The 12434-nt window shown below is 68.6% G+C and carries 13 protein-coding genes and 1 other RNA gene; 2 read left to right on the top strand and 12 right to left on the bottom strand.

Features of this window, described 5'->3' with window-relative positions:
* Positions 1-11: 11 nt before the first annotated feature.
* The 7 genes from FHS79_RS10585 to FHS79_RS10615 form a co-directional block, all read right to left on the bottom strand.
* Positions 12-338 (bottom strand): YbaB/EbfC family nucleoid-associated protein, encoded by a 327-nt coding sequence (locus tag FHS79_RS10585; RefSeq protein WP_184199448.1) that lies wholly within the window; start codon positions 336-338, stop codon positions 12-14.
* The gene (locus FHS79_RS10590) at positions 322-2031 is read right to left on the bottom strand and encodes a DNA polymerase III subunit gamma/tau (protein ID WP_184199451.1); all 1710 of its coding nucleotides are present in this window, start codon (positions 2029-2031) and stop codon (positions 322-324) included. Before FHS79_RS10590 ends, FHS79_RS10585 begins: the two co-directional genes overlap by 17 nt.
* Positions 2032-2224: 193 nt before the next feature.
* Positions 2225-2315, bottom strand: an RNA gene (gene ffs, locus FHS79_RS10595) — signal recognition particle sRNA small type.
* A 50-nt stretch (positions 2316-2365) separates the two neighbouring features.
* Complete coding sequence (locus tag FHS79_RS10600) at positions 2366-3376, bottom strand: L,D-transpeptidase (protein WP_184199454.1); 1011 nt, start codon at positions 3374-3376, stop codon at positions 2366-2368.
* A complete protein-coding gene (locus tag FHS79_RS10605) occupies positions 3373-3708 on the bottom strand; it encodes a 2Fe-2S iron-sulfur cluster-binding protein (protein WP_184199457.1) in 336 nt (111 codons plus the stop codon). Before FHS79_RS10605 ends, FHS79_RS10600 begins: the two co-directional genes overlap by 4 nt.
* 5 nt (positions 3709-3713) lie before the next feature.
* The gene (locus tag FHS79_RS10610; protein WP_184199460.1) at positions 3714-4844 is read right to left on the bottom strand and encodes a cysteine desulfurase family protein; all 1131 of its coding nucleotides are present in this window, start codon (positions 4842-4844) and stop codon (positions 3714-3716) included.
* Entirely contained in the window at positions 4841-5935 is a 1095-nt protein-coding gene (locus tag FHS79_RS10615) for a cysteine desulfurase family protein (protein WP_184199463.1), read from the bottom strand. Before FHS79_RS10615 ends, FHS79_RS10610 begins: the two co-directional genes overlap by 4 nt.
* Positions 5936-5989: 54 nt before the next feature.
* Here FHS79_RS10615 and FHS79_RS10620 point away from each other — a divergent pair, with 54 nt between their 5' ends.
* Positions 5990-6637, top strand: coding sequence for an alpha/beta hydrolase (locus tag FHS79_RS10620; RefSeq protein WP_184199466.1), 648 nt, complete (start codon positions 5990-5992; stop codon positions 6635-6637).
* A gap of 123 nt (positions 6638-6760) precedes the next feature.
* Here the strand turns inward: FHS79_RS10620 and FHS79_RS10625 are convergent, their stop codons facing one another.
* Positions 6761-7861 (bottom strand): anhydro-N-acetylmuramic acid kinase, encoded by a 1101-nt coding sequence (locus FHS79_RS10625; protein ID WP_184199469.1) that lies wholly within the window; start codon positions 7859-7861, stop codon positions 6761-6763.
* 54 nt (positions 7862-7915) lie between these two features.
* Here FHS79_RS10625 and tyrS point away from each other — a divergent pair, with 54 nt between their 5' ends.
* Entirely contained in the window at positions 7916-9118 is a 1203-nt protein-coding gene (gene tyrS / locus FHS79_RS10630; RefSeq protein WP_184199472.1) for a tyrosine--tRNA ligase, read from the top strand.
* Here the strand turns inward: tyrS and FHS79_RS10635 are convergent.
* The 4 genes from FHS79_RS10635 to FHS79_RS10650 all read right to left on the bottom strand — a co-directional run bounded on the left by FHS79_RS10635 (position 9115) and on the right by FHS79_RS10650 (position 12425).
* Complete coding sequence (locus FHS79_RS10635; protein ID WP_184199474.1) at positions 9115-10428, bottom strand: tetratricopeptide repeat protein; 1314 nt, start codon at positions 10426-10428, stop codon at positions 9115-9117. The genes tyrS and FHS79_RS10635 overlap by 4 nt on opposite strands.
* Before the next feature lie 4 nt (positions 10429-10432).
* The gene (locus FHS79_RS10640; protein WP_184199477.1) at positions 10433-11149 is read right to left on the bottom strand and encodes a DUF4331 family protein; all 717 of its coding nucleotides are present in this window, start codon (positions 11147-11149) and stop codon (positions 10433-10435) included.
* Positions 11150-11154: 5 nt separating this feature from the next.
* The gene (locus FHS79_RS10645) at positions 11155-11805 is read right to left on the bottom strand and encodes a hypothetical protein (protein ID WP_184199480.1); all 651 of its coding nucleotides are present in this window, start codon (positions 11803-11805) and stop codon (positions 11155-11157) included.
* A 131-nt stretch (positions 11806-11936) separates the two neighbouring features.
* Positions 11937-12425 (bottom strand): VOC family protein, encoded by a 489-nt coding sequence (locus tag FHS79_RS10650; protein ID WP_184199483.1) that lies wholly within the window; start codon positions 12423-12425, stop codon positions 11937-11939.
* Positions 12426-12434: the final 9 nt, after the last annotated feature.

Below are 12434 nucleotides of genomic sequence, written 5' to 3' on the forward strand. Positions count from 1 at the left end.
CGCTTTTCGCCTTACATCCCCGGCAGGTTGAAGCCCGGCGGCAGCTGCATGCCGGCGGTGAGCTTGGACATTTCGGCATTGCCTGCATTGTCGGCCTTGGCCTTGGTGTCGTTGAACGCCGCAACGATCAGATCTTCGAGCATTTCGCGCGATTCGGCGGTCAGCAGCGAGGGATCGAGCTGGACGCTGCGCACCTGGCCGCGGGCGGTGGCGCGGATGCGCACCATGCCGCCGCCGCTCATGCCCTCGACTTCGATCCGGTCGAGTTCGGCCTGGGCCTTGGCCATCTGCTCCTGCACGTTGCGGGCGGCGGCCATGAGTTCATCGAGATTGGGCATGTTGAGTCCTTTCGCTGATGTCGACGCCGATCAGCTCGGCGCCCTTGAAACGGGTAAGAAGCGCATCGACGAGCGGATCCGCGCGCGCGGCGGCGAGCTGCGCCGCTTGTGCGGCGAGCGACGCTTCGCGCAGCGTTGCACCGCCGCCGCTCTCGCGGAACTGCACATCCCAGCGGACGCCGGTCCAGCGCGCGAGGCACTGGCCGATCTCGGCGAGCGCGTCGCGGCGCGCGCCGACGCCGGTGGCGAGTGCCAGCCGCGGCGGGACGGCCTCGGGGGCATAGTCGATGAGCCGCAGCTGCTCGGCGAGCATGTGCGCGAGGCCGGGCTCGGTGTTGGCTTCGAACAGCCGCACGATGGCGGCAAGATCGGTGGGCAGCGGGATGGTCGGGGGCGCGACTGCGGCCGGTGCTGGCGCTGGCGCAGCGGCTGGCTTCGGGGCCGCGGGCGATGGGGCCGGCGCGGTTGTCCCTGCCGCGGCGGGCAGCACGGCGCCTTCGGTGAGCGCCTTGATGAGCGCGCCGGGATCGGGAAGGCTGCTGGCGTGGATCAGCCGCAGCAGCGCCATTTCGGTGGCCTGCAGCGGATCGGGGGCGGCTTGAACCTCGGCCAGCCCCTTGAGCAGCAACTGCCACAAGCGGTGGAGGACGGGGAAATCCAGCCGTGTGGACCATTCGCCGATCGCCTCATGCTCTTCAGCACTCAGGCTGGCCGTTTCGGAGGGCGCGACGCGGGTGCGGGTGATGGCGTGCACCAGCGCCAGCATCTCGCGAAGCAGCGCTTCGGGCTCGCGGCCGAGCTCGTGCTGGGCGGCAAGCGCTTCGAGCATTGCGGCGGCATCGCCGGCGAGGCAATGGCCGAACAGGGTGCGCACGGCCCCCCGGTCGGCGAGGCCCAGCATGTCCCGTACCTGCTCCGCGGTCACCGCGTCGCTGCCGTGCGCGATCGCCTGGTCGAGCAGCGAAAGGCCGTCGCGGACCGAGCCTTCGGCGGCCCTGGCAATGAGCGCCAGCGCCTCGGGATCGGCGGCGATGCCTTCGGCGGTGGCGATGGTGGCGAAATGCTGGACGAGAATATCGGCCGGCACGCGCTTGAGATCGAAGCGCTGGCATCGGCTGAGCACGGTGATGGGAAGCTTCTGCACCTCGGTGGTGGCGAAGATGAACTTGACGTGCGGGGGCGGCTCTTCGAGGGTTTTCAGGAGCGCATTGAAGGCGTTGCGCGACAGCATATGGACTTCATCGATGATGTAGATCTTGAAGCGCGCCGACGCCGCAGCATAGCGCACCGCCTCGATGATCTCGCGGACATCGTCGACGCCGGTGTTGGACGCGGCGTCCATCTCGATGACGTCCATATGGCTGCCGCTGGCGATCTGGGTGCAGTGCACGCACTTGCCGCAGGGATCGATGGTGGGGCCGCCCTGGCCATCGGCGCCGATGCAGTTGAGGGCACGCGCGATGATCCTGGCCGTGCTGGTCTTGCCGACGCCGCGCACGCCGGTGAGCAGCCAGGCTTGTGCCAGCCGGCCGCGGGCGATGGCGTTGCCGAGCGTCTGCACCATTGCCTGTTGGCCGATGAGGCCAGCGAAGCTGCCGGGGCGATATTTGCGCGCGAGCACACGATAGGCTGGCGCCGGTGGTGCAAGCGGCACGTCTTCGCCGAACAGGCTGGAGTCGGGGGATTCGGTCATTGCGCGCATGGTGTAGCGGCTTGGGGGGGCGGCGTCATCATGGGGGATGCTCAGGCTATGCCGGGGGTGGGCCGCGGGCAAAGCCCGCGTCTGACGTCAGACGAGTTCGGCTGGCGCAGCGCCAGCCGCCTCGCTGGCCGCGCTTGCGCGTCTCGCGCGTTAACTTCGTTATCGCTTGGCGCGCTGCGCGGTGGGAGCCGGGAACGACCCAGCGCAAATTCGTTGCGGCTGCTTCCTTCCGGACCTGACCGGGTTGGCGACAACGCTGCCCGCCCGACTCCCGCGGCTCATATGGGGAAGAACGTTCGCCAGAGCAAGAGGGCGGCGAGGGGGCTCAATCGTTCGTCAGCACCGTTAGCTGCTTGCCGGTGCTGCCGCCCAGGATGCCGCCATCGGTGGCGAGAAGGGTGGTGCCTTCGCCGACGATGCCGCGGAGCTGGGCGAAGAAGGCGGGGGGAATGTCGATGGCGTCGAGCGCTTCCTGCTCGACGGCCTGGCCGGTGCGGGCCTGGTAGCTGGAGAGGGCGAGGTAGATCCAGCGAGCGTTGCCGGCGGCATCGCGGCCGGCGAACTGGGCGGCGCGGGTGCCGATGCGGAAGCCATCGGGGACGCCGACGCGGCTGCGGCCGATCTCGACGCCGTTTCGATAGACGATGATCCGCTTGTTGGCGGTGGTGAGGACGATGGTGACCGGGCCTTCCGGCGCGCGCTCGGGCGACCAGCGGGCGACTTCGGCTTCGGTGAGCGGGTCGGCCTGGGCTGCGGTGGTGCCCTTGGCGGCCGGGGCGAGGCTGGCGAGCACGGCGCTGCTCGACACGGTTTCGGGCGCTACTGCCTCGTCGAGCACGACCACGGTCATTCCCATGGGGCTGGCGGTGAACAGCTGCTCGGCGAGTGCATAGGGCATGCGGATGCAGCCATGGCTGGCGGGATAGCCGGGGAGGTTGCCCGCGTGCATGGCAATGCCGTCCCAGGTCAGTCGCTGCATGAACGGCATGGGGGCATCATTGTAGAGGTTGGACTTGTGATCGCGGTTCTTCTGCAGGATCTGGAAGACGCCGGTGGGGGTGCGCTTGCCCTTCTTTCCCGAGGAGATGGTGCTGGCGCCGATGCGGATGCCGTTGCGGTAGATGTAGGCGCGCTGCACCGCGAGGTTGACGACGACGAGCATCGGCCCGGCAGGGGCGACGGCGGGATCCCAGATCCACTCGCCGGGCTTGAGGGCGAGCACATCAATGTCGAAGGGCGACGGTGCTTTGGCGCCCTGCGCCAGGGCCATGGCGGGGGTGCAGAGCAGGGCAGCGACAAGGGTGCGGCGGCTGATACTTGGATGTCTGCCGGTCATCGGCGGCTCATGTCCACCACGCCGGGCGGCATGCGGACATCGAGCGTCTCGATCTGGGCGGTGAGGACGATCTGGCAGGCGAGGCGCGAGGCGCGGCTGGCGCCGACGGCGAAATCGAGCATGTCCTCCTCCTCGTCGCTCGGTGGCGGCAGGGCGGCGCTGTCTCCGCCGGTGATGAGGACATGGCAGGTGCTGCAGGCCATCGCACCTTCGCAGCTGCCTTCGAGCGGCTGGCCATTGGCCTGTGCCACTTCGAGGAGGCGAGTGCCTGCCGCGGCCTCGACCGTCTGGGTAAGGGCGCCATCCTGCGAGAAGAAGCGAATGCGGGACATGGGACTCAGGCGGCCTCGGCGGTCAGGCGCTCGATGAGCGCGTTGATTTGTTGCACTGCACTATCAATGTCCGAAGCATTGGTGAAGCGTCCAAATCCCAGCCGCAGGGCTGCCCTGGCTTCGGCGTCCGACAATCCGAGTGCGGTGAGCACATGGCTTGGCCGGCCGGTGACCGCCGAGCAGGCCGAGCCCGAGCTGGCGGCGATGCCGGGGAGGAGCGGCAGGATCGGGCGGCCTGAGAGGGCGGGGAAGCCGAGGTTGAGATTGCCGGGCCAGCGGGCGTCGAGCGTGCCGTGGACGCGATGGGGCACGCAGAGGCCCGTAAGCAGGCGGCTCTGCAGCGCGAGCGCATGGGCGTGGTCGGTGGCCATGCGTTCGCCGGCGATGCGCGCGGCCGCACCCAGCCCGGCGATGAGGGCGGTGGGGAGGGTGCCCGAGCGGCCATCCTCCTGGCCGCCGCCGTGGAGGAGCGGGGCGATGACGGTGAATGGGCGGCGGTAGAGCGCGCCGATGCCCTTGGGGCCGTAGACCTTGTGTGCGGTGAGGCTGAGCAGGTCGATCCCCATGGCGTCGACATCGATCGCGACCTTGCCGAAGCCCTGGGCGGCATCGCAGTGCATCACCGCCCCGACGGCATGGGCGGCGCGGGCGATGGCAGCGATGGGCTGGATGGTGCCGATCTCGTTGTTGACGAGCATCGCCGAGACGACGGCCACATCTTCGCCCAGCGCGCGTTCGAGGTCGCCAAGATCGACAAGGCCATCGGCGCGGACGGGGACGATGGTGAGCTGGGCGCCGATCGAGGCGAGATACTCGGCGGTTTCGAGCACGCAGCTGTGCTCGGTGGCGAGGGTGACGATGCGGCGGCGCGACTGGCCGGGGGCCATGAGAAGGCCCTTCAGGGCCCAGTTGACCGCCTCGGTGGCGCCGCTGGTGAAGGCGATGCTCTCCGGCGGGGCGGCGAGCAGGCTGGCCACCTGGGTGCGGGCAGTTTCGACCGCGGCCTTGGCTTCATAGCCGAAGCGATGGGCGCTGTGGGGGTTGCCGAAATGCTCCACGCCCCAGGGCACCATGGCTTGTGCCACGGCAGGGTCGAGCGGCGTGGTGGCGCCATAATCGAGGTAGAGCTGGCTCATGCGGCGGCCTGCTGGCGAAGGCGCTGTGCCATGCTGGTCCAGGCGTCGGCGAAGGCGGCGAGGTCTTCGTCACTGGTATCCGGGCCGAGGCTGATGCGGATGGCGTGTGCTGCGGCCGGCCCCAGCCCCATGGCGGCGAGGACATGGCTGGGGCCCGCCTTGCCCGACGAGCAGGCCGCACCCGCGCTGACCGCGAAGCCGGCGAGATCGAGCGCCATCAACTGGGTGGTGGCGGCCACGCCGGGCAGGCCGAGGTTAAGGATGTGCGGCAGGCGCGGCGCGGCGGCGCCTTGGACGATGCCGCCTGCCGCGACGAGCCTTGCTTCGAGCGCCTCGCGGCGGGCGGCGACGGCGGCCCAGTCGGGAACGGGTGCAGCAAGCGCTGCGGCCCAACCGGCGAGGGCGGGGAGGGACGGTGTGCCGGGGCGATGGCCGCGCTCCTGCGCGCCGGGCTGGGCAGCGAGGGGTGCGTGCGCGGCGGCGACGAGCGCGCCCGCACCCATCGGGCCGCCCATCTTGTGGGCGGACAGGGCGAGATAGTCGCAAGCGGGGACGGGCAACTTTCCGGCGGTCTGCACGCAATCGACGAGCAGGCGGCTGCCATGGGAGGCGACGAGGGCGGCGATGGCGGCGATGGGCTGGATGACGCCGGTCTCGTTGTTGCCGTGCTGGACGGCGACAAGGGCCGGGCCGGCGCGCAGGGCGGCTACAAGAGCGGCTTCAAGGGCGGCGAGATCGAGCAGGCCGGAGGGGAGCACCGGGATGCGCTCGATGTCCGGCCGGCCACCCAGGACTGCGCCATGTTCGGTGGCGCTGGCGAGAATGCGGGGATGGGGGGCCATGGCGCGCTGGAGAGCCTCGGTGCCGCCGCTGGTGAGCACCACCTGCTCGGGCAGCACGCCCGCCAGCCGGGCGATGGCGTCGCGGACAGTTTCCAGCACGGCGCGCGCGGCCCGGCCTTCGGCGTGGAGCGAGGACGGGTTGCCGTCGAGCGAGGCGGCTTCCGCCATGGCGGCACGCGCCGGCTCCCAAGCCGGGGTGGTGGCGGCATGGTCGAGATAAATGCGGCTTTTCGTTGCGATTCCGCTCATGGGGCCTTTATAGACGGGGTTTACCGCCCGCACAGCCTTTGCGATGGGAGCAACATGCCCGAAGTCATCTTTCCCGGCCCCGAGGGCCGTCTCGAAGGCCGTTACCAGCCCGCCATCCGCCCCCGCGCTCCCGTGGCCATCCTGCTGCAGCCGCACCCGGCGCAGGGGACGATGAACCACCCGATCGTGATGGCGATGTACAACAGCTTCGTGAAGCGCGGCTTTGCGGTGCTGCGCTTCAATTTCCGCGGCGTGGGGCGCAGCCAGGGCGTGTTCGACAATGGCATCGGCGAGCTGAGCGATGCCGCCAGCGCGCTCGACTGGATGCAGCAGTTCAACCCCGAGGCGCACACGACCTGGGTTGGCGGCTTTTCCTTCGGCGCCTGGATCGGGATGCAGCTCTTGATGCGGCGCCCCGAGATCAAGGGCTTCATCTCGATCGCGCCGCCGGCAAACATGTATGATTTCAGCTTTCTGGCGCCTTGTCCTTCGAGCGGGATCATCGTCGATGGCGAGGCCGATGAGGTGGTGTCGGGGGCAGCGGTGCAGAAGCTGGTCGACAAGCTGAAGACGCAGAAGCACATCACCATCGAGCACCAGACGATTCCGGGGGCGAACCATTTCTTCCAGAACGAGATGCCGCTGCTGATGGGTGCGGTGGATGGGTATCTGGACATGCGGCTGGCGAACGGGGGGCGCTGAGCACGGCTGGCGATAGCGAGGCTATCGACTGGCGCGTGCGAAGCGCGGCCGGCGGGGCGGCCGCACTTCATGCCGCCGAACCCGTCCGACGGCGTGGCTTTGCCTCGCCTGGCTTTCCTGCTTTCAGCCCACTCGTGTCCCACCCGTCATCGGCGCGGGCACACCGGTGGTTTCGGGCCAGCTGAGCGGCAGGCGCTGGTGCGAGCGGACGGCGAGCCAGGCGAAGGCTTCGGCTTCGAGCGCGTCCCCGTTCCAGCCGACGGCTTCCACCGGCCCGGTCGGCACGCCGGTGCGGGCTTCGATCATCGCCATCAGCACCGGGTTGTGGCGGCCGCCGCCGGTGACGAGGAGGCGGGCGAGCGGCGGCACATGGCCAAGGGCGAGGCGCACGGTTTCGGCGGTGAAGGCAGTGAGGGTGGCCGCTCCATCGGCAGGGCTGAGGGTGCGGGCGGCGGTGGTGGCGAAATCGTCGCGGTCGAGCGATTTGGGGGGCGGCGCGTCGAACCAGGGCAGGTCGAGCATGGCGGTGAGGATGGTTTCCGCCACGCTGCCGCTGCCCGCGAGTTCGCCGTTCTTGTCATAGCTGCCGCGGCCGTTCTGGCGGACCCAGTCGTCGATGAGCGCATTGCCGGGGCCGGTGTCGAAGCTGCCCCAGGCATCGTCGGTGAACCAGGTGAGGTTGCCGACTCCACCGAGGTTGAGGACGCCGATTGGCCGGCCGAGGCTGGCCGAGCGGGCGCGGTGATAGCCGGGGGCGAGGGGCGCGCCCTGGCCGCCGGCGGCAACATCGGCGCTGCGGAAATCGTGGATGACCGGCAGGCGGGTGGCGGTGCTGAGCAGGGCGGCGTCGCCGATCTGCCAGGTCCATCCGGCATTTCCTGATTTCGGGGCTGGCTTGTGGGCGATGGTGTGGCCATGGAAGCCGATGAGGGCGACGTCTTCGCGGGGCGTGCCGGTGGCGGCGAGAAGGCGGTGGACGGCGATGGTGTGGAGGCCGGCGAGCTCGGCGGCGACGGCGTCGATGAGGGGATCGGGGCCGGGGCGGACGAGTTCGGTGGCGCGGGCACAGGCTTCGCCGAGGCGGGCCTGAAAATCGGGCTCATAGCCGATCGAGAGGAAGCCCTTGGGTTCGCAGCGGGTTTCGCCATCGGTGAGGAGGAGGGCGGCGTCGATTCCGTCGCGCGAGGTGCCGGACATCAGGCCTAAAGCAAGCAAGGGTTTCATGGGCACACGCTAGCGGCTTGGCGGGGGCATGTCAGCCACGCTATGGGCTGCGGCATGACCTTTGCCTCGCCTTTTCTCGCCACGCTCGAAAGCCGTGGTTTCATCCACCAGTTGACCGACGCGGGCGCGCTCGATGCGGCGGCGGCGGAGGGCATGATCACCGGCTATATCGGCTTCGATTGCACCGGGCCCAGCCTGCATATCGGGCATCTGGTGTCGATCATGATGCTGCGGCACCTGCAGGCGGCCGGGCATCGGCCGATCGTGGTGATGGGCGGCGGCACCACCAAGGTGGGGGACCCCAGCGGCAAGGACGATGCGCGGCCGCTGCTCGATGATGCGGCGATTGCGGCCAACATGGCGAGCATCCGCACGGCGTTCGAGCGGTTCGTGGTGTTCGGGGACGGGCCCAGCGATGCGGTGATGGTCAACAATGACGATTGGCTGTCAACGATTTCCTATGTGCCGTTCTTGCGCGAGATCGGGCGGCATTTCTCGATCAACCGGATGCTGACCTTCGACAGCGTCAGGCTGCGGCTCGACCGCGAGCAGCCGCTGAGCTTTCTCGAATTCAACTACATGATCGTGCAGGCCTATGATTTCCTCGAGCTCAACCGGCGGTTCGGCTGTGTGCTGCAGATGGGCGGCAGCGACCAATGGGGGAATATCGTTGGCGGGGCCGACCTTATCCGCCGGGTGGAGGGCAGGCAGGCCTGGGGGCTGACGACGCCGCTGATCACCCGCGCCGATGGCTCGAAGATGGGCAAGACCGCGGCCGGGGCGGTGTGGCTCAACCGCGATCTGCTGCCGGACTTCGACTATTGGCAGTTGTGGCGGAACACCGATGACCGCGATGTGGCGCGGTTTTTGAAGCTGTTCACCGACCTGTCGCTGGCCGAGATCGACGGCGTGATGGCAGGCGACATCAATGCCGCCAAGGTGCGGCTGGCGACCGAGGCGACCGCACTCTGCCGGGGCCAGGAGGCTGCAGATGCCGCTGCGGCGACGGCGGCGGCGACCTTTGGCGGCGGTGCGGGAGAGGCGTTGCCGAAGTTTGCGGTGGCCGAACCGGTAACGATTCTCGATGCGCTTGTCGGGCTCGGCTTTGCCGCCAGCAAGGGTGAGGCGCGGCGGCTGGTGGCGGGCGGCGGCGCGCGGGTCGATGGCGAAGCCGTTGTCGATGAGGGCGTGATGGTGGGGCCGGGGGGAAAGGTTTCCGCGGGCAAGAAGCGGCACGGGCTGATCATCGCCGTTTAGCGGTCGGGCTGGGCGAGCCTTTCCTGCGCCTGCGCTTCGGCGGCCATGTCGCTGGCGCGGTAGACGATCGCCGCGACGCGGTGGAGATCCTTGGTGCGCCATTGGGAGGCGAGCACCGTCTCGATCATTGCCCGGGCTTCGACGGTGCGGCGATTCCCGAGCAGGGCTTCGGCGAGCTTGATCTTGGCTTCGCCGAACGGGCGGGCCGTGTGGTTCTGCTCGGCCAGCCGCAGCGCGCACGGCCAATCGGAGTTGGCGGCGCAATGGTCGATGGCGTGGCCATAGGTGGCTTCGGGAAATTGCTCGAGCCGCTTGGCCCAGATGGCGGATGCGCGGGCATGGAGCTGGCGGGCTTCCGCAGTGTTTCCCTTTGCCTCGGCAATGCCGGCGAGCGCGTCGATGAATTCGGGGTGGCCGGTGCGACGGACGATGGCCTGGTAGAGTTTTTCCGCCTCCTGCGTCTTGCCCTGCAGAGTGAGCACTTCGGCGATATGCTCCTCGATGAGCCAGCGGCCGGGGAAAAGCTCATCGGCCTTGCGGAAATGGTCCATTGCTGCATCGAGGCGACCGCGATCGAGGTTGACGATGCCGCGCTGGAGCTGGAGATAGCCACGCGTTTGCGGGGTGGGCCAGCGATAGGCGCGCTCGGCCTGGACGAAATGCGCTTCGGCGCGGTCCGGCGCGCCGGTGCGGGCGGTGTGGATGGCGCGGCGGAAGCCGGTGCTTCCCGGCACAAGCGCATCGGCCTCGTCATAATGGCCGAGGGCTGCCTGATACTCGCCCCGGTAGAAGGCGATATCGCCGCGCATTGCTGCCATCTCTGCCCGGTCGCCGATGTCGGGCGGCACCGCATAGCGGTCCATCGCGGCGAGTTGCGCTTCGGCGCCGGCGAGGCGGTGCATGGTGAATTCGAGGCTGGCGCGCATCATGTGCGGGCCGCTGCCCGGCATGGCGACCTTGAACGCCGTATCGAGGGCGGCCTCGGCGGCGGCATAATCATCATAATTTCCCGAAAGCTGCGCGCGGCCCAGATATTCCCCGGCAAGGATTTCGTGCATCAGCCACTGGTCGGGTGCTGCGCTGGCCGTAGCGCGTGCGTTGGCAACGGCCAGATCGGCGCGAGCAAGGGCATCAGCTTGGGAGCGTGGCAAGCCGCCGGACGCATAGGGCGAATCCGGCCATGTACCGACCGAAGGCACCGAGCGTTCGCTGGCCAGCCGGTCGATCGCCCAAAGGGCAGCGATGGCCAGAAGTGCCAGCAGGCCCCATTTGAGGATGGCGGGCGGTGCGGGCGAGGTGGTGGCGGTCATCCGCTCAGGACGGCAATGCGCAGATGGTGAGGCCGAGGCGCTGGAAATCATCGGCGAGCACGTTGGTGAGCAGGGTCAAGGTGTTGGCCAGCTCAGGCTCCCATTTTGCGGTCGCGTCGATGGCGGGGGTATCGTCGTTATAGGCATTCTTGCTGGGGTTGCCCGAGACGAGGGCCGTCGACACCGCCGGCATGCCGGCGCGATCGACCCGGACATAGGCCGAGGCCGGATCGGTGCGGAAGCGGAAGTTGCTGCCGGCGCCGTTCGAGGTCGGCGGGTTGCCGAGCGGCGGGGCGAGGAAGGGAAAAGTCCCGGGAAGCGGCTGATCGATTCCGTTGGGATTGACGGGCAGCGCCGCAAAGGTCGTCACCGGATGCCGCCGCAGATCGAGGAAGATGGCCGCAAGGGTGATATCCACGACAGGATCGAGATAGCGGCGGCCATTGGGGAAGCCGGCGGGCTGGGTGAGATCGAGCTGCAGCGTATCGGGCACGACGAGACTGGCGACGGTGCGGCCGGGCACTGCGATCTGGTTTAGGCACGCAGTGACGTTGAAGTTGGCGGGTGTCGGGGCAGGGGTCGGTACCGGGGTGGGAGCCGGCCCGGGGGCCGGGGCCTGCGCCGATGGGGAAGGCGATGGCGAGCCATCGCTGCAGCCGGCCAGAAAGGCGGCGATTGCGATGGCGGAGGCAACCGGGAGCGACAGTTTGTTGCTGGTCATGGCGGTTACCCCCTGATCCGTGCAGATGACGTCCAGAAATCGAGCGGCTGCCCGCGGTCGAGCAGCGGGCGCGGTATCGACAGGACGACGAAGGTGGAGTTGAGCCGCGCAAAGCGGTTGCGCTGGTTGTTGAACGACAGCGTGCCGGTGGCGCGGGAATTGCGAAGCCCCTGGGGATCGAAGAAGAAGGGATCGTCGAAGACCCCGGCGCGGACGGTGATGCCGTTGCTGGTGACCAGGTTGCTTTCGACCGGGCCCTGGAGCGTGCCGACGCCGGGCAGGCCCCGCACCTCGATGCCCGGGTTGACGCCATCACGTCCGAACCTGATCTCGATCGGGATTTCGGTGTCGGCGCGCGAGCCGGTGTTGGAGATGTTGATCGTGTAGAGCACATCGGGATCGTAGAAGCCGGGCAGGCTGGTTGCCGATGGGCCGCCGAAGCCGATGGCAACATAGACATTTGCGTCATCGTGGAAGGCGTAGAGATCGGCGATGTCGGCCGCCACATCGAAGCCCACCGTGTTGGTATCGCTGCCGGTGCGCGCCGGCGGATCGAAGTGATCGGCGGCGACGAGCGCGCGGTGGCCGACAAGGGCGACCCCGGCAATTGCGAGTGCGAAGGGAACGGCTGTTCTCAGCCAGCGTGCAAGTGCCATCCCTCTTCCCCCAAGAAAGACAGGCCGATCGATCGGCCTGATACGCCACTGCCTGCGAAGGTGTCAGATTCTCGTCGGAAAGTGAAGTTGCTGTCTGGCATCGTCGCGCGGATGTCCGCAGATACGGCCGGTCAGGCCTCCGGGTTGCGGCGGGCGGCTTCGATGGTGGCGATGTCGATCTTGCGCATCGGCATCATCGCTTCGAACACGCGTCTTGCCGTATCGCCGCCTTCCGCCAGGGCGTCGGTGAGGACGCGGGGGGTAATTTGCCAGTTGAGGCCCCAGCGATCCTTGCACCAGCCGCAGGCACTTTCCTGGCCGCCGTTGCCGACGATGGCATTCCAGTAGCGGTCGGTCTCCGCCTGGTTGTCGGTGGCGATCTGGAAGGAGAAGGCTTCGGACTGCGGGAAGTCCGGGCCGCCGTTGAGGCCGATGCAGGGGATGCCGCAGACGGTGAACATCGCGGTGAGCACATCGCCGGCCTTGCCCGCGGGATAATCGGCCGGGGCGCGGTGGACGGCGGTGACGTCGCTGTCGGGGAAGGTGGCGGCGTAGAAGGCAGCGGCCGCCTCGGCATCGCCGTTGAACCAGAGGCAGATGAGGTTTTTGGGCGTGGTCATCGCGGCGCC

Source organism: Polymorphobacter multimanifer, assembly GCF_014205635.1.
In the GTDB taxonomy this organism is placed as follows: Bacteria; Pseudomonadota; Alphaproteobacteria; order Sphingomonadales; family Sphingomonadaceae; genus Sandarakinorhabdus; species Sandarakinorhabdus multimanifer.

Excerpts from the sequence above, each read along its gene's own strand:
- FHS79_RS10585 (WP_184199448.1), bottom strand. The coding sequence starts at position 338 with ATGCCCAATCTCGATGAACTCATGGCCGCCGCCCGCAACGTGCAGGAG.
- FHS79_RS10590 (WP_184199451.1), bottom strand. The coding sequence starts at position 2,031 with ATGACCGAATCCCCCGACTCCAGCCTGTTCGGCGAAGACGTGCCGCTT.
- FHS79_RS10600 (WP_184199454.1), bottom strand. The coding sequence starts at position 3,376 with ATGACCGGCAGACATCCAAGTATCAGCCGCCGCACCCTTGTCGCTGCC.
- FHS79_RS10605 (WP_184199457.1), bottom strand. The coding sequence starts at position 3,708 with ATGTCCCGCATTCGCTTCTTCTCGCAGGATGGCGCCCTTACCCAGACG.
- FHS79_RS10610 (WP_184199460.1), bottom strand. The coding sequence starts at position 4,844 with ATGAGCCAGCTCTACCTCGATTATGGCGCCACCACGCCGCTCGACCCT.
- FHS79_RS10615 (WP_184199463.1), bottom strand. The coding sequence starts at position 5,935 with ATGAGCGGAATCGCAACGAAAAGCCGCATTTATCTCGACCATGCCGCC.
- FHS79_RS10620 (WP_184199466.1), top strand. The coding sequence starts at position 5,990 with ATGCCCGAAGTCATCTTTCCCGGCCCCGAGGGCCGTCTCGAAGGCCGT.
- FHS79_RS10625 (WP_184199469.1), bottom strand. The coding sequence starts at position 7,861 with ATGAAACCCTTGCTTGCTTTAGGCCTGATGTCCGGCACCTCGCGCGAC.
- tyrS (WP_184199472.1), top strand. The coding sequence starts at position 7,916 with ATGACCTTTGCCTCGCCTTTTCTCGCCACGCTCGAAAGCCGTGGTTTC.
- FHS79_RS10635 (WP_184199474.1), bottom strand. The coding sequence starts at position 10,428 with ATGACCGCCACCACCTCGCCCGCACCGCCCGCCATCCTCAAATGGGGC.
- FHS79_RS10640 (WP_184199477.1), bottom strand. The coding sequence starts at position 11,149 with ATGACCAGCAACAAACTGTCGCTCCCGGTTGCCTCCGCCATCGCAATC.
- FHS79_RS10645 (WP_184199480.1), bottom strand. The coding sequence starts at position 11,805 with ATGGCACTTGCACGCTGGCTGAGAACAGCCGTTCCCTTCGCACTCGCA.
- FHS79_RS10650 (WP_184199483.1), bottom strand. The coding sequence starts at position 12,425 with ATGACCACGCCCAAAAACCTCATCTGCCTCTGGTTCAACGGCGATGCC.